Origin of the sequence: Marinobacter sp., assembly GCF_048269445.1 — a bacterium.
Classification (GTDB): Bacteria; Pseudomonadota; Gammaproteobacteria; order Pseudomonadales; family Oleiphilaceae; genus Marinobacter.
Map to the genome: position 1 here is coordinate 410,341 of NZ_JBLXIQ010000003.1, position 19,729 is coordinate 430,069.

At 57.1% G+C, this 19,729-nt stretch carries 20 protein-coding genes; 14 read left to right on the top strand and 6 right to left on the bottom strand.

What is annotated here, in order from left to right:
• The first annotated feature begins 22 nt into the window (after nucleotides 1-22).
• Nucleotides 23-730: a lysozyme-like domain containing protein gene (locus ACN0XM_RS08170; RefSeq protein WP_417566606.1), complete on the top strand. Its 708-nt coding sequence runs from the start codon at nucleotides 23-25 to the stop codon at nucleotides 728-730.
• Nucleotides 731-736: 6 nt separating this feature from the next.
• Here the strand turns inward: ACN0XM_RS08170 and ACN0XM_RS08175 are convergent, their stop codons facing one another.
• Complete coding sequence (locus tag ACN0XM_RS08175) at nucleotides 737-1,636, bottom strand: LysR substrate-binding domain-containing protein (RefSeq protein WP_417566432.1); 900 nt, start codon at nucleotides 1,634-1,636, stop codon at nucleotides 737-739.
• Between the two features lie 148 nt (nucleotides 1,637-1,784).
• Between ACN0XM_RS08175 and ACN0XM_RS08180 the strand changes: the two genes are divergently transcribed.
• Complete coding sequence (locus ACN0XM_RS08180; RefSeq protein WP_417566433.1) at nucleotides 1,785-1,979, top strand: hypothetical protein; 195 nt, start codon at nucleotides 1,785-1,787, stop codon at nucleotides 1,977-1,979.
• 114 nt (nucleotides 1,980-2,093) lie between these two features.
• On the opposite strand, the gene ACN0XM_RS08185 is transcribed toward ACN0XM_RS08180, so the two are convergent.
• Both ACN0XM_RS08185 and ACN0XM_RS08190 read right to left on the bottom strand, forming a co-directional pair.
• Nucleotides 2,094-3,776: an AMP-binding protein gene (locus ACN0XM_RS08185; RefSeq protein WP_417566434.1), complete on the bottom strand. Its 1,683-nt coding sequence runs from the start codon at nucleotides 3,774-3,776 to the stop codon at nucleotides 2,094-2,096.
• A gap of 337 nt (nucleotides 3,777-4,113) precedes the next feature.
• Complete coding sequence (locus ACN0XM_RS08190) at nucleotides 4,114-4,542, bottom strand: Lrp/AsnC family transcriptional regulator (protein WP_417566435.1); 429 nt, start codon at nucleotides 4,540-4,542, stop codon at nucleotides 4,114-4,116.
• Between the two features lie 117 nt (nucleotides 4,543-4,659).
• Between ACN0XM_RS08190 and ACN0XM_RS08195 the strand changes: the two genes are divergently transcribed.
• The 3 genes from ACN0XM_RS08195 to ACN0XM_RS08205 all read left to right on the top strand — a co-directional run bounded on the left by ACN0XM_RS08195 (nucleotide 4,660) and on the right by ACN0XM_RS08205 (nucleotide 7,487).
• The gene (locus ACN0XM_RS08195) at nucleotides 4,660-5,781 is read left to right on the top strand and encodes an arginine N-succinyltransferase (protein ID WP_417566436.1); all 1,122 of its coding nucleotides are present in this window, start codon (nucleotides 4,660-4,662) and stop codon (nucleotides 5,779-5,781) included.
• On the top strand, nucleotides 5,771-6,577 hold the full coding sequence (locus ACN0XM_RS08200) for a DUF1338 domain-containing protein (protein WP_417566437.1): 807 nt from the start codon (nucleotides 5,771-5,773) through the stop codon (nucleotides 6,575-6,577). The genes ACN0XM_RS08195 and ACN0XM_RS08200 overlap by 11 nt, the downstream gene beginning before the upstream one ends.
• A 244-nt stretch (nucleotides 6,578-6,821) precedes the next feature.
• The gene (locus ACN0XM_RS08205) at nucleotides 6,822-7,487 is read left to right on the top strand and encodes a hypothetical protein (RefSeq protein WP_417566438.1); all 666 of its coding nucleotides are present in this window, start codon (nucleotides 6,822-6,824) and stop codon (nucleotides 7,485-7,487) included.
• Between the two features lie 25 nt (nucleotides 7,488-7,512).
• Here ACN0XM_RS08205 and ACN0XM_RS08210 read toward each other — a convergent pair whose 3' ends face one another.
• The gene (locus tag ACN0XM_RS08210; RefSeq protein WP_417566439.1) at nucleotides 7,513-8,286 is read right to left on the bottom strand and encodes a TSUP family transporter; all 774 of its coding nucleotides are present in this window, start codon (nucleotides 8,284-8,286) and stop codon (nucleotides 7,513-7,515) included.
• A 108-nt stretch (nucleotides 8,287-8,394) separates the two neighbouring features.
• Between ACN0XM_RS08210 and ACN0XM_RS08215 the strand changes: the two genes are divergently transcribed.
• The 8 genes from ACN0XM_RS08215 (at nucleotide 8,395) to ACN0XM_RS08250 (ending at nucleotide 17,611) form a co-directional block, all read left to right on the top strand.
• Complete coding sequence (locus tag ACN0XM_RS08215) at nucleotides 8,395-10,272, top strand: methyl-accepting chemotaxis protein (protein WP_417566440.1); 1,878 nt, start codon at nucleotides 8,395-8,397, stop codon at nucleotides 10,270-10,272.
• Nucleotides 10,273-10,363: 91 nt separating this feature from the next.
• Nucleotides 10,364-11,425 (top strand): PA0069 family radical SAM protein, encoded by a 1,062-nt coding sequence (locus ACN0XM_RS08220; protein WP_417566441.1) that lies wholly within the window; start codon nucleotides 10,364-10,366, stop codon nucleotides 11,423-11,425.
• A gap of 62 nt (nucleotides 11,426-11,487) precedes the next feature.
• On the top strand, nucleotides 11,488-13,227 hold the full coding sequence (locus ACN0XM_RS08225; protein ID WP_417566442.1) for a L,D-transpeptidase family protein: 1,740 nt from the start codon (nucleotides 11,488-11,490) through the stop codon (nucleotides 13,225-13,227).
• 44 nt (nucleotides 13,228-13,271) lie between these two features.
• A complete protein-coding gene (locus tag ACN0XM_RS08230; RefSeq protein WP_417566443.1) occupies nucleotides 13,272-13,928 on the top strand; it encodes a c-type cytochrome in 657 nt (218 codons plus the stop codon).
• 14 nt (nucleotides 13,929-13,942) lie between these two features.
• Nucleotides 13,943-14,923, top strand: coding sequence for a c-type cytochrome (locus ACN0XM_RS08235; protein WP_417566444.1), 981 nt, complete (start codon nucleotides 13,943-13,945; stop codon nucleotides 14,921-14,923).
• Between the two features lie 46 nt (nucleotides 14,924-14,969).
• Complete coding sequence (locus ACN0XM_RS08240; RefSeq protein ID WP_417566445.1) at nucleotides 14,970-15,425, top strand: hypothetical protein; 456 nt, start codon at nucleotides 14,970-14,972, stop codon at nucleotides 15,423-15,425.
• A gap of 4 nt (nucleotides 15,426-15,429) precedes the next feature.
• Entirely contained in the window at nucleotides 15,430-16,368 is a 939-nt protein-coding gene (locus tag ACN0XM_RS08245) for an alpha/beta fold hydrolase (protein WP_417566446.1), read from the top strand.
• 142 nt (nucleotides 16,369-16,510) lie between these two features.
• Complete coding sequence (locus ACN0XM_RS08250) at nucleotides 16,511-17,611, top strand: NADH:flavin oxidoreductase (RefSeq protein ID WP_417566447.1); 1,101 nt, start codon at nucleotides 16,511-16,513, stop codon at nucleotides 17,609-17,611.
• An 8-nt stretch (nucleotides 17,612-17,619) separates the two neighbouring features.
• On the opposite strand, the gene ACN0XM_RS08255 is transcribed toward ACN0XM_RS08250, so the two are convergent.
• Nucleotides 17,620-17,859 carry a hypothetical protein gene (locus ACN0XM_RS08255; RefSeq protein ID WP_417566448.1) on the bottom strand — a complete coding sequence of 80 codons (240 nt, stop codon included), beginning with the start codon at nucleotides 17,857-17,859 and terminating at the stop codon, nucleotides 17,620-17,622.
• Nucleotides 17,860-17,877: 18 nt separating this feature from the next.
• Between ACN0XM_RS08255 and ACN0XM_RS08260 the strand changes: the two genes are divergently transcribed.
• Nucleotides 17,878-18,663: a ZIP family metal transporter gene (locus ACN0XM_RS08260; protein ID WP_417566449.1), complete on the top strand. Its 786-nt coding sequence runs from the start codon at nucleotides 17,878-17,880 to the stop codon at nucleotides 18,661-18,663.
• Here ACN0XM_RS08260 and ACN0XM_RS08265 read toward each other — a convergent pair.
• Complete coding sequence (locus ACN0XM_RS08265; protein ID WP_417566450.1) at nucleotides 18,660-19,571, bottom strand: LysR family transcriptional regulator; 912 nt, start codon at nucleotides 19,569-19,571, stop codon at nucleotides 18,660-18,662. The two genes, ACN0XM_RS08260 and ACN0XM_RS08265, sit on opposite strands and share 4 nt — an antisense overlap.
• Between the last annotated feature and the right edge of the window lie 158 nt (nucleotides 19,572-19,729).

The following is a 19,729-nucleotide window of genomic DNA, read 5'->3' on the forward strand; positions in this document are numbered from 1 at the left end:
CGGAGATGACGGTTTGGTAGGAATACGGAAAAAGTCCGGCCGGAAGGGAAAACGCCGAAGGACTGCCACTGAAATCTGGAAAATTCGCGCCAGGTGGTACGGACTTCCGGTGTTGGGGTTGCTGATGGGAGTTTGGGCCACTTTGCGGTTCAGCCTGCTGGCGCCGGATCCCCCGGCAAACCCGGAAAACCTGTGCGAAATTCTTCGGGAACATCCCGTCTGGTATGACTACGCCAGCGAATCCGAGCAACGGTGGGGCACACCGATCGCCACTCAAATGGCCTTTGTCTACTACGAATCGTCCTTCCGCAGCCATGCCCGGCCACCGCGCTCACTGCTCTGGGGCTTTATTCCCTGGACCAGGCCAACAACCGCCTACGGTTATGCTCAGGCCCTGGACCCGGCCTGGCGGGAATACCTGCAGGCCAACGGCGAGGGTTGGTTTACCGTTCGCACCGATATGGAGTACGCCCTGGATTTTGTCGGCTGGTACAACCATCTGACTCACCAGCAACTAAATGTTCCATTTTCAGCCCCGCGGCAATTATACCTCGCCTATCACGAGGGCCGGGGCGGCTATGCTCGCAAAACGTTCAAGCAAAAGCCGGCCGTGACGGCCCTCGCCTCCCGGGTGCAGACCCGGGCCTTCCGATATGACCATCAGCTCAAAACCTGTGAACAGGAGTTCCAGTGCTGGCGCTGGTACCAGTTCTGGCCTTTCTGCGGCTGAATCCCGTCAAAGCGCGGTTTTGATCTCCAGCTGGGGCTCAAGCGCCTGCAACCGCTCCACTAGATACTCCATCACAATCCGGACACGAGCCATCTGCTGGGTATCCTGATTCACATGCAGCCACAGATCGACACTCTCGCCGTCCAGTGGCTCTGAAAGTCGACGAAGCTCCCGGGTACCTTCACCCAGGTAGCAGGGTAAGACCGCCAGACCGGCGCCCGCCCTGGCAAGGGCGTGCATGGACTGGAGGCTGTTGCAACGAATGACGGATGTCACATTCTTCAGGTGCTTCCGGTACCACCGGCCCGTGGCCAGATGACTGAAGGTTTCATCGGGAATCACCCACAGGCAGGCCTCCGGATGGTTCTCAATGTCCATGTTACGATTTCGCCGGCAATAACGCGCGGAACCGTAAACTGCCGATTCGATGGCAGCAATCCGCTCCCCTTCGAGGGTTGCCTGTGGTTTGTTTTCTGGCCGGAGTGTCAGGTCCGCTTCCCGATGGCTGAGGTTCGCCACGTCGTTGTCGGTCAGAATTTCCAGCTCAATATCCGGGAACTCCCGCACCAGCTCCGCCAGTATCGGACTGAGCAATTCGTTCATCATGGCGTCTTCGGCTGCCAGGCGAACCTTGCCCACCGGCGCGGAGTCCTGCCCCACCAGTTTCCGTTCGAGATTTTCCATCTCGACGGCCAGCCGTTCAGCTTTCCTAAATGCCGTCTCACCCACCGGTGTAAGCTGCAGTCCGTCTCGGCTTCGTTCAAAAAACTGCACACCCAGCGACTCCTCCATCTGATCAAGTCGCCGTAAAACAGTAGTCTGGTGCACACCCAGTAATTCCCCGGCCTTGGCGAGCGTTCCGCCTATTGCCAGCGCTCTGATATATCGAAGATAATCCCAGTCCATAGTTACTGCATATTTGCAACGTGAGTACGGATTTTAACGTATTCAAGCTGCAAATAAGAACCCTTAGAATGCTGTTTAAATTAAAGGTAGATCCCTAACTAATCTGCCCAGTTGAATCAACCCACCCCATAGAAAGGAGGAAGGCGCTATGACTCAGAACCATATCGCAACCGTTAACCCGCTGCCGTCCAGTATCCTCCACAACAGTGTTGAGATCAGGCGCCAGTATAGCCGTACTGCAGCAAGGCAGGCGGTTCAGTTTTTCAGTCGCAAGATGCGGAGCTTCAACCGGAAAACTGCAAACGTTGCTCCGGACATGACCCAGATGCAGGGCGGCCACTGAGCCACCACTGAAGTCTGGCATGAACGCGAGGACCGCGTAGGCTGGAAACGAAACACAGGGATTTGAAAACGCCGGTGGCGCCAGAGGGAGCCACCGGCGTTTTGCGTTTGGACGTCAGAACTCCCAGACCACCTTTTTCTTCTGGCTGAACCAGTCGTCCATTTTTTGGTTGTAAAAGTCTTCGATCACATTCCGCTTGATCTTCATGGTTGGCGTCAGCATGCCGTTCTCCATGGTCCAGGGCTCTCTGACCACTACGACAAAAGCCACTTTCTCGTGGGATTCACACCCCGCGTTTACGACCTCCAGTTCCGCGGCCAGCTCCTGCTCCAGTTCACTCCGATCGGCACCGTTTTCCAGTTCAACCCGCGCTTCCTCGGAAAGCAGGATCATCAGACACGGCTGCGGCTGGTTGGCGCCGGCAACACAAACCACTTCAGCTCTGGGATGATTAAAGCGGTTCTCGATAGGAACCGGAACAACATACTTGCCCTTAGAGGTCTTGAAGAGGTCTTTCACCCTGCCAGTAATCCGGAGGGTGCCGTCCCGGTCAATTTCCCCCATGTCTCCGGTTTTCAGGAAGCCGTCCTCGGTGAGGTCCTTTTTGGTTTTTTCATCATTCTTGTAATAGCCCAGCATCTGGCCAGGGCTCTTTACCTGCACCTCACCGCCTTCGCCAATGCGATGTTCCACGCCTGGATTGGCCATACCCACAGAGCCAGCCCTTGCCTGCCCGGGGCGATTGGCGTGGGAATAACCAAAGTTTTCAGACATCCCGTAGACCTCCAGCAACTCCAGCCCGAGATTCCGGTACCAGTTGACGATGTCGGCTGACAGGGGCGCGGCACCTGTCAGCGCCGCCCGGCAATGATCCAGTCCCAGCTGCCGGAGTACTTTCTTTTTAACCAGACCGCTGACAATGGGAAGACTGAAAAGCAGCTTCTGTTTTTTCGGCGGCAGTTTCGCGTTAACACCCAGATAGAACTTCATCCACAGGCGAGGAACGGAAAAGAACAGAGTCGGCCGCGCCCTCTGAAGATCCTCCTGAAATGTATCCAGGGAGTTGGCGAAGTACAGATGAAAGCCATAGTACAGGGACTGGGTTTCCACCGCCGCCCGCTCTGCCACATGGGCCAGCGGCAGGTACGAAAGCATTCTTTCACTGGAAGACACCGGAAACAGCTGCTGCAATCCGTCCGCCACCGAAATCATGGTACGGAAACTGTGCATCACCCCTTTCGGCCGGCCGGTACTGCCGGATGTATAAACAATGGTCGCCAGGTTATCCGGATCGGGCAGCTTCGGCTCCGCAGTCTCCTGGCCGGAAATGATCTCCAGCCACTTTGAGGCGTCGTCCCTTGGTGACATGGGCAGGGAAATAAGCGGCAAATTATCGGGAATATGGTTTTTTATATCATTCCAGCCATCGGCGGTGCCGTCGAGTTTACCGAGGAACAACAGTTTGGCCTCGCAGTGCTCAAGCACATAGGCCGCCGTATCACCGTTGAGGGTAGGATACAGCGGCACCGACACGTGCCCGGCGGCCCAGATTGCTAGATCAGCCAGGATCCAGTGCGCACTGTTCTTGCCCAGGATACTGATATTGCTGGACTCGGGTAGGTTCAGGCTGTTCAGGTAGGCTGCCATTCGGGATACCTGGTCAGCGGCCTGCTTCCAGGTGATGTCCTCAACCCGGCCATTCGGGTATGGCTGGGTAAGGTAGACCTGATCGGGGGTCGCCTCGGCCCAGTAATACAGGCAATGGAGAGAGGTTTGCTTCCGGGGATCAACCGCCATAAACGATTCCTTTCTTGTTATTGTGCTGTATGTGTCAGGTTCTGAACTGCTAGTCATACTAGCGCCATTTGGCGAGCGCTCAATAGCATTTACTGCCCTTACCGTTGGCCAATTAATCCTCTGTTGCGAACTGCCTCTCAAAACACTTCGTGACATTGGTCAAGATTGATCTACAGTGAAGATTGCTGCGTTTCGGATTCCACCACTGCAGGAGGTGACCATGCGAACATCGACTCGCTCTTCCCTGATTTTCCCCGCCTGGGGCGTCATTCTGATAGGTTCCGGTGCGTTTCTTTACTGTGCATATGCCGGACTGCTGGGATCCTGAGGCAATAGTCTAACGACGAAACTTTGTTTCCAGCACGACCGCAGAGTTGGTACGCTCAACCCCTTCAAGATTGCCAATATCGTCCAGAACCGTGCTCAGTTCCTCAAGGGATTGTGCCTGGACAATGGCAATGAGATCGTACTCGCCGCTCACTGAAAACAGTTGTGACACCTGGCTGATTTGCTCCAGCGCCATATTCGTCCGGGCGGTCAGTTTCTGGAATACCTTGATCGACACATGGGCCTCAACCTGGCTGGCCGAGAATTCCCCGCCCAACTGAACCGAGTAGCCCCGAATGACACCGCCGGCCTCGAGGCGGGAGATGCGATTCTGTACCGTTGACCGGGACACATGCATGGCTTTGGCTAGCTCCGTGATACTGGCCCGGGCATTCTGGCGCAGCAGCATCAGCAGCTTCTGGTCCTGCGGACTGATCATTTTGTCGCTTCCTTTTTACACTTTGACTCTATTGTAGATCATTTCGATCATTCTGAAGCTCCAATCTGTTGCTGCCTGCTCTCATACTGAGCCAAAACAACGCTCAGGACGCTCGCCATGATTATCCGACCTATCACCCCCAGGGATCTCGATGCGCTCTATCACATCGCCGTTGAATCCGGCCCCGGGTTTACCTCTCTGTTGCCGAACCGGGATGCCCTTGCCCGAAAGATCGACCATTCCGTATCGAGCTTCGCCAGATCGGTCACCGCACCAGGTGACGAGCACTACCTGTTTGTTCTGGAGGACAGCGGGACTGGAGAAATCCTGGGTACTACCGGAATTGAAGCCGCAGCGGGCCTGACCCGGCCACTCGTTCATTTTCGCCGCAATGCCGTTATCCAGCACGCCAATGTCCGCCAGATGCGGCACACTGAGGAAAGTCTGACCCGCTGTCAGCACTACGCCGGCTGCACTGAAATCTGTTCACTCTACCTGCGACCAGGGTTTCGCCGGGCTAATGCCGGCAAACTTCTTTCCCGGGTAAGGTTCCTGTTCATGGCACTTCACCCTGAACGGTTCTCGGACATCGTCATCGCAGAAATGAGAGGCGTTTCAGACCAGGCCGGTCGGTCCCCATTCTGGGACTGGTTGAAGCATCATGTTGCCGACCTGGACTTTGCCTCAGCCACCCAACTGGCGGGCTCTGCACATGCCGGCTTTATTGAGGAATTCATACCCGCTATGCCGTTCTATACTCAACAGATGAACCATGCGGCCCGGGCGGTCATCGGCCAGGTTCACGAAGACACCCGCCCAGCCCGGCACATGCTGGAACGGGAAGGCTTCCGACACCAGGGGTTTATCGATCTTCTAGACGGCGGACCCACCCTGGAGTGCCCGAGGGCGGAGATCGCTAGTGTGCGCAATACCAAGAAGGGCAAGGTTCAGCTTCACACGGGAGCAAAGCTCCCTGAAAATCAGGAGGGTGAACGCTACCCCAACGCTATCGTTGCCAACGCCAGCTGTTCCGGTTTTCGGGCAACGGTTACCGACCGGGCGTATCCGGAATCCGAAACCGGCGAATTGGTGGTGACAGCCCGACTGGCCGAGCAACTGGGCCTGGGCGCTGGCGACCTGGCTTGCTGCCTTCTCCTGGCCGTCAGCAGTAAACAGTCACAACCAAGTCAACAGATTCACCATACACCTGCCACCGAGGAGATTCGCTATGCATACTGATCCGGACACACTGTTCGCCCAGCTCTGGGAGTCCTATCGTCAGGTCACCCCGTCCGCCGATCGCATCCACAAAATCCTGGGTGCCGAGGAAGGTCAGGAAATCGTCAACGACCACATTGCACTGCGCACCTTCAACCTGGATCCGGTGCGGCTCGAGGTTCTGGCCGAGCATTTTCTGAGCCTTGGTTATCAGCAAGGCGGCGAGTACCATTTTGAGGCCAAAAAACTGTATGCCCGGCACTATGAACACCCGACCAGGGAACTTCCAAAGGTCTTCATATCGGAGCTGCTTGTCGAGCAGTGTTCACCGGCACTGCAGGCAGTGGTGAAAAACCTGGTTGCCCAGGTGCAACCGGATGCCGTTAAAGCAGATGATTTCCTGTATTCCGGGCGGCACTGGACGATTGACTACAATACTTATCGGGACCTCCTTCAAGAAAGCGAGTATGCCGCCTGGATGGCTGCCTGGGGCTACCGAGCCAATCATTTCACGGTCAGCATCAATCATCTGGAACAGTTCCAGACGGTGCCGGAGATCAACCAATTACTGAAAGATCACGGCTACACCGTAAATACCTCAGGAGGCGAGGTGAAGGGATCGCCGGAAGATCTGCTGGAGCAGTCCTCAACCATGGCAGACAGGGTGCCGGTTACCTTTTCCGATCAGACCGCGACAATCCCGAGCTGCTTTTACGAGTTTGCCCTGAGGTATCGGAAACCGGACGGCAAACTCTATTCGGGGTTCGTGGCCGCCTCCGCAGACAAGATTTTCGAGAGCACCAACGCCGCGGGCTGAGAAGCTTCTCGGTCACTCAGCTTGGGCAACCCACCGCGTCGGAACCAGCCATGTTCACCGAGTCTCCGTGCTGCCGGCTACCACTTACCGGCGGTTACAAAGCAGTAACTTTTTTACAACGGTGGCTATCGCATTATCTGACTATTTTTTACTCACCGGTAGTTTAAGAAACAACCGCCGAACGCTAAAACAATAAAACGCACAACGGGCTGAGAACCAGGGAGCCCGTTGTTGAGGAGAAAAAATGTCGACATCCGTTAACCACCTCGACGAGCGGACGCGGGATTCCGCCGAGCTGCTTGAAGAAATCATGCCCTCTGCCATCACCCTTGCCATGATGCTCCGCCACCGGAAAATGGCGGCGTGGCTGCGCACCGAATTTGATGGCTATCAGGATCTGGATGCCGCCCCACCCTATCGGCGGCAATTGCATGGTCATATTGTTGCGAAGTCTCCCCAGTATGGCTGGATTCCCGCACCAATGGATGATGAGCAGAAAGAAGAGTTCGGCTATATGGACCTGCTTGATGGCGTAAAAGCCCTCGAGAAGGTTTGCATCAACTGCAAAAAAGGTAATGGCACCCGGATCTTGCTGGCCAAAGAAGATATGACTGTTCTGCAAAAGCAGATCAACCTCACTGCCGAACTGGCCATCAACCTCAGCCGCGACGTCTATTGCCAACTACTGAGGACCATCCGGGGAGCGATCTACCTCTGGACCCAGGAGCTCATGGCCGAGGGTATCACCGGTGAACACAACCACTACAGCCCCGATGAGCGAGCGAAAGTGGCGCAACTGGATAACCCGGAAAAGTTCTGGCGTCAGGCCCTGGAGGAAATCGACAGCCTGCCGATACCAGACGTTCGTGAAGTGGGATTCTTTGAGCGGGTGTTCGGACGGGCGGGCTGACGCCTGCCATGGTCCAACCAATGACTTAAAGGACACTGACAATCCCGATGCTGCTCACCAGGAGTAGCACCGCGCCAAGCAAACGGAAAAAAACCGGCGTTTCAGCCCGGAGAATGCGGTCGTGGGCATAGAGACCGATCACATGGCCCACGGCTGCGCAGGGTAAAAGCCAGAGATGGTGAATGAGCTGGAGGTCCACGCCGGCCCAGACGAAGGCCGCCATCTTGATCAGTACCAGGATGAACCAGAGTGCAAACAATGTATCCCGGAGTTTCTCCTTGGGCAGGTGCTGTGCGGCGACAGCGATAATCAACGGCGCTCCGATCAGGGATGTACCACTGATATAGCCCCCGGCCATCAGAAACACTGCGTCGACGGTTTTGCTGCCGCTGCGAAAGGGTCGATTGATGATATAAGACACAGAATAAAGGCCGACAATCACAAAGATAATGGCACTGAGAATGTCGGAAGGCAGGGTGATCAGGCCGAAAACGCCAATGAGCTTGGGCACGATCATGATTCCTAGGATGCGCCACAGGTACTGCCAGTCAACAGTCCCGGAAGCTGCATCACGAGGCTCTCCGGCCTTAGAGCGATTATTCATCCAGATGGTCAGGGAAGAAAACACCAGCAGGTGAACCGCGATAATCGGGAGAAACACCAACGGCTCATCAAGAACCAGCAGAAGAAATGGTAAAGACAGGACCGCGCCACCAAACCCAAGCCCGGACCGGACGAAACCGCTCCAGACAAAAATCAGGGCAATCAGCAGATATTGATAGTTTGCAAGGTCTGACATGGAACTCCTGTTGAAAAATGGACCGGCCTTTTTTCCGAAACTGATCTAAGCTCTGGTAGTTGTAAATAGTTGCGAAGCAAAACAATAGCATGCGGAGGATGTTAGTTAATGGCCCTGTCCTGGAAACAGAAGTTTATGATGTTGATCATTGCCACGTTCATAGGGCTGGCGATTGCCACCGCGGCATCCCTGAGCGGACTCGGCAAGGTGTCGAATGCCTATGAAGCGCGCGGGCAGGCCCGGGCCTATGAGTCAGCCTCCCTCACACTGCTGAACGACTGGCTCGCCCTGGAGAGACTGAGCGAGAGTCTCGCGTCAGAACAGGTCGAAAGCTACCGGGAGCAACTGGAGTCCCTGACATCACAGGCACTTGCACTGAGCGAATCTGCAACCAATCTCCCGGACGACGCGATTGCCGCCATCGCGCAAAAAATCCGCGAACAGGTTGCGGAGTATACCCGACTTCGCACCGAATGGCTGGCCCTGAACCAGCAACTGGGGCTGACCGCTGACGCCGGGCTCAGGGCCACAATGTCCAGCGCCATTGACGATAATCTCCGGAAGATCAGCATCTCCATCTTCAACGACGACATCAATGTCATTTCGTCGACTTATCGGGATTACCTTTCCACCTTTGAGGCTTCCTATGCCCAGGCGACCCGCGAGGCGCTTGATCGAATGCTGGTCACCGTCCGGGATATGGAATGGCAGGAAAACGACATTGGCAAGGCCGTACAGGCGTTCGACGACGCTTTCGCTCAGGCAGAACAGCTGGTCGCCTCGCTTGCGTCCATCGAAAACCAGCTGGCCGACGCCGGTGCCAGCATTCGCAGCCAGATCACCGACCAGAACAACTTGCTTCGAAGTGAGCTTATCGTGGCTACCAGCCAACGCGCCGAGGAAGCACGGGCTTCCTCTACCTGGCTTATCATCGCAACCGCCGCCGCGGTATTGGTCATTCTGGTTATTACTCTGACAGCCGCATCCAGGACCCTGGTAAAACGACTCAATGACGCCGTAAATCTGCTCACCCAGGTCGCGGGTGGCGATCTCAGCCAGCGGCTTGAACCGGGCAGGAATCCGAATGATGAGTTCAACCAGCTGGGCCAGGCTGCCAACAAGATGCTGGACGATGTGTCCCGCGTGATAGGCCAGGTGGTTGAAGGCAACCGGACCCTATCCGCTCTACAGAGTGAACTGGACGCTCTGGTCGATCAGATGGGGCGCAACGGTGAGCAGGTTGAAGAAGAAACCGAGCAGACCGCCACCGCCGTCCAGGAGATCTCCCACACTGCGGTGGACATTGCCCAGTATACCCAGTCGGTCAACGAAGCCGCCCAGAGCGCCAACGGCGCTGCCCATTCAGGCGCCGAGGTTGTCAGGCGCAGTGCGACAACCATGAGTGAGCTGGCCGAGCGAATCCAGAAAACCCACGATCAAGTTGGCCAGCTGAGCAAGACTGGTGAGAAAGTCAATTCAATCGTCGGCGTGATCAACAGCCTCGCCGAACAGACAAACCTGCTTGCCCTGAATGCCGCCATCGAAGCTGCAAGGGCCGGTGAGGCAGGTAGAGGTTTTTCTGTGGTCGCCGATGAGGTGCGGTCCCTGGCGGAGAAAACGGTCTCCGCCACCAACGGCATCGCCGAGATTGTGGAATCACTCAACCGAGAAACGGCAGCCATTTCCAAATTGATGAAGGAGGGGCTGGATTCCGCCGGCGACGGCGAAGAAAGCTCCAAAGAGGCGGCTCATTCGATTGATCAGATCACTGGCTCTATCCGTCAGCTGGCCGGCGATATGAATCAGGTGGTTTCTTCGGTTGAGGGCATATCCACCACAACCGAAGAAATTGCACAAAAAGTAGAGCAGATTCACGGCCACACCCGGGAAACCTCGGACATTCGCCAGAAACTCAACGCCCACATTGAGCGACTTTCAACACAGGTAACGTTACTGACCCAGGCCTCCCAGGGATTCCGCCTGTAACGGACCAACGGACAATAACTCTGGTTGCATAGCACGGGGCGGACGATTAGCATACCTGGTACTGTACATTTAAACAGTATTAGGTATGCCTATGAAAACGCGCGCCACCGGCCTGAATCCGCACAATCGCTTCCAACCCATCGTCAGCGATCGTCAGCATGACGATGGCTGGTACCAGGATCCGGAGGATGAGCTGAATCCGGACACCCTGGCCACCGAAGTAATCTATGAAACCGTCCGGTCAATCATCAGCCGCAACACTTCGCCGGACGTGCCTTTTGATCAGTCCATCAACCCCTATAGGGGGTGCGAGCATGCCTGCATCTATTGCTTTGCCCGCCCCACTCACGCTTACTGGGACATGTCGCCGGGGCTGGACTTTGAAACCCGCCTGATCGCCAAGTCCAACGCTGCCAGCAAGTTAAGGGAAGAGCTGGATCGGCCCGGTTACAGGGTTTCGCCCATTGCTCTGGGCATGAATACCGATGCCTATCAGCCCCTTGAACGCGAACAGAAGATCACCCGGCAGATACTGGAGGTGTTGTCGGAGTACCGACATCCGGTTTCAATCATCACCAAGGGGGCCCTGATCCTGCGGGACCTCGATTTACTATCTGATCTTGCCAGCGAGGGACTCTGTACGGTGCGGGTGAGCCTTACCACCCTGAGCAACGACCTGAAACGTCGAATGGAGCCCAGAACCGCCGCTCCGGCAACTCGTCTGAAAATGATCAGGCAGCTCTCGGAAGCCGGAGTCCCAACGGGCATCATTCTTGGGCCGGTCATTCCGTTCATTAACGATCATGAGATCGAGGCCATTCTGGAAGCTGCGTCTGAAGCCGGCGCAACCCGTGCCAGCTGGATTATGCTACGTTTACCTTATGAGTTGGATGATCTGTTCCAGGATTGGCTGCAGCGGCACTTTCCGCAGCGGGCGGAACACGTCATGAACCGGATGCGGGATTTGAGGGGCGGAAAAAGCTATGACGCCACTTTTGGTCGCCGAATGACGGGAACGGGCCCCTACTCCGACCTGATCCGCCAGCGGTTCTCAAAAAAGGCCCGGCGTCTGGGTCTTAACCTCCATGAGGAGGAGCCCCTGCGGACCGACCGGTTCCGCCCGCCAGGCGGGGAACAAATGGGGTTTTGGTGACGTCGAAATCTACAAGTCTGACACTTTACCGATGTTGCCCAAGGACGAGGCGGAGATAACACATGCATGGAACTCGCCGTTTTTCCCTAACCACAGCATTAATTGCCGCATTGCTCTCTTCGTTGTGGCTCCCGCCCTGTTCGGCAGCGGATGAAGCCATCGTTCAGCGAATCGAAGCACTCGATGCGGGCTTTCCGGTGAAGGTACTCGGTGACAGGCTGATGGCAGAGACGGCACTGTCCGCGTTTTATGGTGCCAGAGGTTACCAGCCTGCCTGGCACCCTCCCGAACTCCGGCGCCAGCTGATCAACGCGGTAGAGCGGGCCAGTGATGACGGCCTGAACCCCGCTGACTATCACGCCGAGATTCTTTCGGAGCTGTCGCTCCGTCCAATGTCCGACTTCTCAAACGAACTAAAGGCCGATCTGGACCTGCTTTTTTCCGACGCCTTCCTGATGCTCAGCTCCCACATGCTGGAGGGCAAGGTCAACCCGCAAACGGTTCATGCCGAATGGACCGCGAACCGTCGCCACAGAGCCATGGAATCGGTTCTGGCTGAGTCCCTGGCCAGTGGCGATATTGTCGGCACCCTGAATGCACTGCGGCCGGCGGATCCGGCCTACCGAAAGTTGATGACTGCGCGGCGGGAACTCACGTTACGCCTTGGGCAGCCCTGGTCGCAGCTAGCCTCGCAGCCGGTCATCCGTCCTGGTGACCGCGATGACAGGTTGCCCGAGATTCGCCGCCGGCTTTCAGCGCTCGGGGACCTGGACGCTCAACCTGCCGCCTCCGAAGACCCCGTGTTGTATGACGGCCCCCTGGAAGGCGCCATACCGAAATTCCAGGCGCGTCATGGGCTGGAACCCGATGGCCTGATTGGTCGTGACACCTTCCGGGCGCTGAACCTGATGCCCGTCGAGCGCCTGCGGCAGATCGACGCCACCCTTGAGCGCTGGCGGTGGCTTCCGGAGTCATTGGGCGACACTTATGTGCTGGTGAACATCGCCGGCTATGAACTGACAATGGTGGAAAACAGAGAAGAGGTCCTGCGCAAACGGGTTATTGTCGGCCAGCCTTTCCGGCAGACCCCAGTGTTCAGCGATCACATCCGGTACCTGGTGTTCAACCCCACCTGGACCATACCGCGCAACCTCATGATCCGGGACCAACTCCCCCAGATCATTCGGGATCCGGGCTATCTCAGCCGCCTTAACATCAGCGTATACCGAGGATGGGGCGCTGACAGGGTGCAGGTGGATCCTGCGGACATCGACTGGCAATCGCTCCACCGGAACAACTTCCCCTACCAGCTGGTACAGGAGCCAGGGCCGCAGAATGCCCTGGGACAGGTGAAATTCATGTTCCCCAATCAGTACGATGTCTACCTGCACGACACGCCGGGACGCGGCCTCTTTGGCCGGACCGATCGTTCTTTCAGCTCGGGCTGTATCCGGGTTGAACAACCGTTCGACCTGGCTGATCGCCTGCTGGCAGCTTCGCCGGATTGGAACAGGGGCAGAATCGATAAACTGGTGGCGGAATCGAAGCCCCAAACTGTGATGCTGCCACGCCCGGTACCGATCCATATCCAGTACTGGACTTCTTGGGTTGACGGCGAAGGCCGCCTGCAGTTCCGGAATGACGTCTACAACCGTGATGCCCGGCTGATTACGCAACTGCGCCAACCGGTATCCGGGGATGGCCAACGGCTGACACCGGTGGCTGCACCGGATATCTCTGCAAACCTCCCCTCCACTGTACCAAGGGAACAACCCACCAAAGCCCGATTGACAATATTCTAAAATTGAATATGCTAATTCCCTTTTCTTATTATCGGAGGAGAATAATGGCACCTCTCTCAAAATTGATTCTTGCCTGGGCTCTTATTAGCCTGGCAACCGGAGTAACTGCTGCCGACGGTGATCCCGAGCGGGGCGAGCAACTGGCAGCACAGGGTGATGGCAGCGGTGCCCCCTGCCTGGCGTGCCACGGAGCCGATGGCTCCGGCAACAACGCCGCCGGCTTTCCTCGCCTGGCAGGCCTTGACTCTGCGTACCTGGCAAAGCAGATGTTGGACTATAACGCCGGTGCGCGGGTGAGCCCGATAATGCAGCCCAACATCAACAACTTCGACGAACAACAGATCCGTGATCTGGCCGCGTACTACGCCACCATGTCCGTACCGCAGGCCACCGCGCCTGCACCTGTCAATGAGGACGTGCTGGCGCAAGGTGAAAAGCTTGCCAACCAGGGCGACTGGGACAACTATATTCCACCGTGTTCTTCCTGCCATGGCCCCGGTAACCGCGGTGTCGGGGAATCCTTCCCGGCAATTGCCGGACAGCACCCGAATTACATCCGATCCCAGATTGATGCCTGGAGAAACAACCTGCGCAACAACGATCCGAATCAGCTGATGACTGCAGTTGCAGAGCGGCTGACCGGGGAACAGATTGACGCCGTGGCCGCCTATCTTGGCAGCCAGAGTGCAACCGCAGAATAACAGGAGGTAGAGCCATGAAACTCAAGCAAATGATTTCCCTGCTCGCCGGTCTGCTGGTTGCCAGCACGGTGATACAGGCCGAGCCTGAAGTGCCGGTTGATCTGCCCGCATTCAAGGAAGGCCAGTACGTTCACCACGCCCCCACGGTGCAGGACCTGATGACGGATGAAAGTATTCACCCCGAGCTCAGGAAGGTCATTCTCAAAGGTCGGGACATGTTCATGAACACTCAACAACTCCGTGGGAAATACGTGTTCAATGACCTGAACTGCAAATCTTGCCACATGGGCGAGGGACGCATGAACTGGTCGGGGCCGGTCTGGCCGGCCGCAACGACCCTGCCGGATTTCCGGGGTAAGAATCAACATGTAAACTCTCTGGAAGAACGCATTGCCGGCTGTTTCTCCTTCTCCATGAATGGCACGCCGCCACCCTATGGCAGTGACGATATGCTGGCGATGGTGGCCTATCATAAATGGCTTGCCACAGGTGCCCCAGTCTATGAAAAGAACATTGGTGGCCGCGGATTCAGTCACCTGGGCCGGGAAAAGCCTGAGCTGAGCTACCAACGGGGCAAAGAGGTTTATCTGGAGAACTGCGCGGTATGCCACGGCGAAAACGGCCAGGGACAGGAAAAGGATGGAGAGGTTGTCTTTCCGCCTCTGTGGGGGGACGGCTCCTACAACTGGGGCGCGGGTATGACCCGGATCTTCACGGCGGCCTCATTCATCCAGAACAACATGCCGCTCGGCAAACCAGGCTCGCTGACCGATGACGAGGCCTGGCAGGTTGCCAACTTCATCAACTCCAAGGAGCGACCACAGGATCCACGCTACACCGGTGATGTCAAACAGACCCGTGAAAAATTCCTGAACTTCCACAAACACACGAATTATGGAACAGTAGTGAATGGTAAGTTGTTGGGTGATCACGACAACACTGGCGCCAAGCCTTTCCTCAAGCCCGATGTTCTGCGGCCCCGAACGTTCGAATAAGGCCGCAGCGGGCTGGCGGCGAGGAAGGCAATAGTCAGGAGATTTTATGCCACGGGTCCGGCTTCTGCTGCTGGCAATGCTTTTGTTAGCTGGCTGTCAGTCACTGCCCTCCGGAACGGAGGGCAGTCTTCCGAATGACAGAATTCTGTTGAGCGCTCAGCATTGCCTCAACGAATACATTGAAGACCAGGACAGGGTTCATTTCGGCCCCTGCCTGAAAGTCATTTCCGTCAATGGTAAGAAGCCCGTGGTGAGGGAGGACGGTTTCATCGAACTGCCGGTGGCCACGGCGCTCAGCCTGCAGACCACCTGTGTCTACCGACATGCCGATGGTACTCCGATCCCCGCTACCGTGAGCACTGCCGCGTTTGACGTAAAAGCCAACACCTTTGCATACGGTGGGCAACGTTGGTACCTGCATGCGCATAGGCAGGCGCGGGGCGTCACAGGCTGTGAACCGACTCTCGCGCGATCAATCTATCCGACTGATAGAACGGACTAGGCCTGTGCGCCCGCATTCAACCCCCGCGCCCGACAACCGTGACCACCAAATCCGGCTCAAGGATGGCAGGCGACTGGCCTATACCGATCTGGGTAATCCCCTCGGCTACCCTTTGCTGTTCGGGCACGGCATGCCCGGCTGCCGGCTGGAGGGCCATTTTCTCCACGAGCGGGCACGCCGCTATGGATTTCGGATCATTACGCCAGATCGGCCCGGGATAGGGGGGTCCGATTACCGGCAGCGCCAGACACTGCTGGAATATGCCGACGACATACGGCAGCTGATTGATGCCCTGAACGTACCGCGTTTTTCCCACCTCGGCTGGTCCAGTGGCGGCTCCAGGGTACTGGCCTGCGGAAATGCCCTTGCAGACCGCATGGATCTGGGCGTTTGCCTCTCGGGCTATACCCATTTCAGCGAATTTCCCGGCCATAACAGACTGATTGAGAGTACACGGTGGCCCGGCCCCCGCCTGGCACGGATGAGCCCGACATTGCTGAAGCTCGTCGTCCGCCTGGTCGTTCGATTTTCGCGCCGCCATCCGGGCCTGTACATGCGTGAGGCCAGGCAACTGGTAAGCGAACAGGACAGATCCCTGCTTCGTGCTTTCCTGAAGGGCGAGTACTTCAGGCGCGACCAGTTGGAATGCCTGAACAGCGGCGCCAGAGCCATTGCCTCCGATCTGCTGACCGAACTGGGAGACTGGGGTTTCAAGCTCAAAAGCGTGAAGGTCCCCATTTTCATCTATCAGGGCGAGCAGGATCCTTTCATACCGGTCGATTATGCCCGCCATCTTGCGGACAATCTGCCCGACGCGGAGCTGATCCTGATGCCGGAAGCAGGCCACCTGTACCCACTGGCCGAGCAGTTTCAGGATTACCTGTTTCAGCGCCTGGACCAGTATCTGAACAACCAACCCCAGGAGCAACACACCGCGCCATGACCAACAAGTCTGATTAAAGCTATCCTCGCCAGAATAATCGTTCAAAAATACTGACAGGCTGAGTCGATATTCTTCGCTTTAAGTGTCCGCACTGCGGCCGGATAGTAGATGCCCATCAATTCACTGACACATGAGGGTATCTATGAGCGACGTGATGCAGTCCAAAAAATTCAAATCTATCCAGGTACCTAACCGGTTTGCGCTGGCCCCGATGACGCGTACCAGCGCGGAGCCCGACGGCACGCCCAACAGCCTGATGGCCGATCATTATGAAGGCTATGCCAAAGGCGGGTTCGGGCTGGTAATCACCGAAGGCACCTACACCGATGACAAGGCCAGCCAGGGTTACGCCAATCAGCCCGGAATCATCAACGATGCCCAGATTGCCGGCTGGAAGACCATCGTGGACCGGGTACACGCAGCAGGAAGCAAGATCGTGGTACAGCTGATGCACGCGGGTGCCCAATTCCAGGCTAACCGTTATACGGATCAACCGCTGGGTCCGAGCGAGGTAATTCCAAAAGGCGCTCCGCTCGGCTTCTATGGCGACCAGACAGAATGGAAATTCCCGAAGGCGATGACCAAGGCCGATATTCTGGCCGCTATCGATGGTTTCGCACAGTCCGCCACCAATGCAAAAGCCGCCGGTTTCGACGGCATTGAGATTCACGGTGCCAATGGCTATCTTCTGAACCAGTTCCTGAGCACCCACTTTAACCGCCGGGAAGATGAGTACGGTGGGCCGATGGAGAACCGCCTACGTCTGTTGGTGGAAGTGGTCCGTGCCGTTCGCGAGGCTGTTGGCGAGGGCTTTACGGTAGGGATCCGCCTGTCACAGGGCACGGTAACCGATCCGGACTATCAGTTGCCCGAAGGCGAATCCGGATTCCGCCAGATTGTCGAAGCGGTGCGCGATGCCGGCGCGGATTTCGTCCACACCACCGACGGAGACGTTAACCGGAAGCACTTCATCGAAGGCGATCAGAGTCTGGCAAGCGTGGCGGCCAGCGTTGAGGGCATCGAACTGATCATCAATGGCAACATTGATGAAACCAACTGCCAGGTTGTTGCCAACCAGTTTCCCGGAGCCCTGCTTGCAGTGGGCAAGAAAGCTCTGGCGAATCCGGACTTTGTACAGCGCCTCAAGGATGGCAAGGAAATCGCCGACATAGACTTCGCCATGCTGCAGCCGAAGGCCACGATTACCAACGAACTGGCCTGGCGAAGGAAGACTGCGGCCTGAACACCCGGCTATCGCGTTAAGAAAAACCGCCTGAGCTTCTCTCGAAGGTAATAATCCGGGTCCAGACACAGCCGGTGAATCACCCGGGCACCTCGGTGATGACCGGCGACGCTGGAACCCTGATGCCCGAATGCCTTCATCACAGAATCCATATCCGAAGCCATCTGCCGTTTGCTGTAGGTCTGGTGCTCCGGGTCGGAATCCGGTTTACTGCTGTCGCCGGAGCAACACAGTTGTGCTGAAGCCACAAGCCAACAGGAGCATGAATGACGCCTGATATCGGTATTGTCTGGCTGGGGACTCTGGCCAGTCTGTTTGCAGGTCTGGCCACCGGGGTGGGCGCCTTGGCGATTTTTCTGGTTCGCAGTGTCAGCCACAGACTCCGGGATGGCATGCTGGCCGCGGCGGCCGGGGTGATGCTGGCCGCTTCGTTCTTTTCCCTGCTGTTGCCCGGGCTTGAATACGGAGAGCAAATCACCGGGCAAACCTGGAGCGCGGCGCTCATTGTCATCTTTGGCTTGCTTTCGGGTGCCGCAGCCCTGTTCTTCGTGCATCAGAAACTTCCGCACCAGCATTTCGAACTGGGGCGGGAAGGGGCGGATGCCTCCTATATCCGGGGCATCTGGCTATTTATTATCGCTATCACCTTACACAACTTTCCCGAGGGTATGGCAGTAGGCGTCGGCTTTGCAGGCGGTGACGTAAACAACGGCTATGTGCTTGCCACCGGCATTGGCCTTCAGAACATTCCGGAAGGCCTGGCCGTCGCCTTTTCTCTGCTGGCCATCGACTACTCAAGGGCCAAGGCCTTCGGCATTGCCCTGATGACCGGGCTTGCGGAGCCATTGGGCGGTCTGCTTGGCGCCACCATGGTGTGGCTGGCAGAACCCCTGATGCCCTGGACACTCGGTTTCGCGGCAGGTGCCATGCTGTTCATCATCAGCAATGAAATCATCCCGGAAACCCATCACCGGCAGTGGAAAATCATGTCCACTTTCTGCCTGCTGGGTGGCTTTGTGGTCATGATGTTTCTGGATGCCACCCTGGGCTAAGCTGCGGCAGACAGATTCCAAACCCCTGCCAGAGCCTCAAGCGCCTCGGAAATCAGCGGTTCATCCTTCCGGTCACGGTGCCAGATAAAGCTCAGTGCGCAGGGCAGCTGGACCCCCTCCACAACCACCAGCCCCCTTTCCTGGCGCTCGGCCATGGCCAGGGCATCCCTGGCCAGACTCAGGCCGACGCCGGCCCGAACCAGATCCAGCATGCAGGCCTCCTGGTCGACCTGGGCAACGCCGTGGGGCATCAGTCCCAGCGGTTCCAGGGTATCTTTGAGCAGCCGATGGTGGACAGAGTTGTCGGGTGTGACAATCCACGGCATACCGGCAAGATCCGACCACTCGCTTGACAGAATCCGTTGCCCCCAGCCGGCCGGTGCAACCACATAATAATGAAACCGGGTCAGCTCACGATGGGCCACTTCAGGCGCCAGCGCCCCGGGCCCCACTCCCGGCGGAGCCAGAAAAAACCCGACATCCAGCCGGCCATCCCTGACCTGCTCCAGTACGCTACCACTCATACCCTGCCGAAGCTCCGTTTCCAACTGAGGTGCACGCTCCACCAGTCGGTGCAGAAATGCGCCCAGGCGAATGAACTCGGGATCGACAATGGTGCCGATCCTGAGACGCCCTCGCAGGGTACTATGCAGCGCCCTGGCGCTCTGCTCGAACGCCGCCATGGCCGCCAGCGCTTTCTCAGCCGAGGGCAGCAGGGCCTGACCATCCGGCGTCAGTACCAGCCCCTGGGGCTTGCGCAGAAATAGCTTCAGATCCAGCTCATCCTGCAAGTGCTTGAGTTTCAGGCTGACCGCCGGCTGGGTCAGGTGAAGACGAACCGCCGCACGGGACACACTGCCCTCACGGGCAACCGTAACGAATGCCCGCAGGCTCTGGAGGGGGTGCATAAGGCCTCATTCGCATCGAAGTGATATAATATTATCTTATATCTAGCTTTTGAAAATCTCAATTGCTTTGGCCTCTGATCCGCTCTAACCTGTATGGTTAAATATCCACCAATTTCGATAAGAAGCCTGAAAAATAAGATAAAACGGCATCTCCCGAA

Coding starts and splice junctions, on each gene's coding strand:
- ACN0XM_RS08175 (WP_417566432.1), bottom strand. CDS start 1,636: ATGGACTGGGATTATCTTCGATATATCAGAGCGCTGGCAATAGGCGGA.
- ACN0XM_RS08180 (WP_417566433.1), top strand. CDS start 1,785: ATGACTCAGAACCATATCGCAACCGTTAACCCGCTGCCGTCCAGTATC.
- ACN0XM_RS08185 (WP_417566434.1), bottom strand. CDS start 3,776: ATGGCGGTTGATCCCCGGAAGCAAACCTCTCTCCATTGCCTGTATTAC.
- ACN0XM_RS08190 (WP_417566435.1), bottom strand. CDS start 4,542: ATGATCAGTCCGCAGGACCAGAAGCTGCTGATGCTGCTGCGCCAGAAT.
- ACN0XM_RS08195 (WP_417566436.1), top strand. CDS start 4,660: ATGATTATCCGACCTATCACCCCCAGGGATCTCGATGCGCTCTATCAC.
- ACN0XM_RS08200 (WP_417566437.1), top strand. CDS start 5,771: ATGCATACTGATCCGGACACACTGTTCGCCCAGCTCTGGGAGTCCTAT.
- ACN0XM_RS08205 (WP_417566438.1), top strand. CDS start 6,822: ATGTCGACATCCGTTAACCACCTCGACGAGCGGACGCGGGATTCCGCC.
- ACN0XM_RS08210 (WP_417566439.1), bottom strand. CDS start 8,286: ATGTCAGACCTTGCAAACTATCAATATCTGCTGATTGCCCTGATTTTT.
- ACN0XM_RS08215 (WP_417566440.1), top strand. CDS start 8,395: ATGGCCCTGTCCTGGAAACAGAAGTTTATGATGTTGATCATTGCCACG.
- ACN0XM_RS08220 (WP_417566441.1), top strand. CDS start 10,364: ATGAAAACGCGCGCCACCGGCCTGAATCCGCACAATCGCTTCCAACCC.
- ACN0XM_RS08225 (WP_417566442.1), top strand. CDS start 11,488: ATGCATGGAACTCGCCGTTTTTCCCTAACCACAGCATTAATTGCCGCA.
- ACN0XM_RS08230 (WP_417566443.1), top strand. CDS start 13,272: ATGGCACCTCTCTCAAAATTGATTCTTGCCTGGGCTCTTATTAGCCTG.
- ACN0XM_RS08235 (WP_417566444.1), top strand. CDS start 13,943: ATGAAACTCAAGCAAATGATTTCCCTGCTCGCCGGTCTGCTGGTTGCC.
- ACN0XM_RS08240 (WP_417566445.1), top strand. CDS start 14,970: ATGCCACGGGTCCGGCTTCTGCTGCTGGCAATGCTTTTGTTAGCTGGC.
- ACN0XM_RS08250 (WP_417566447.1), top strand. CDS start 16,511: ATGAGCGACGTGATGCAGTCCAAAAAATTCAAATCTATCCAGGTACCT.
- ACN0XM_RS08260 (WP_417566449.1), top strand. CDS start 17,878: ATGACGCCTGATATCGGTATTGTCTGGCTGGGGACTCTGGCCAGTCTG.
- ACN0XM_RS08265 (WP_417566450.1), bottom strand. CDS start 19,571: ATGCACCCCCTCCAGAGCCTGCGGGCATTCGTTACGGTTGCCCGTGAG.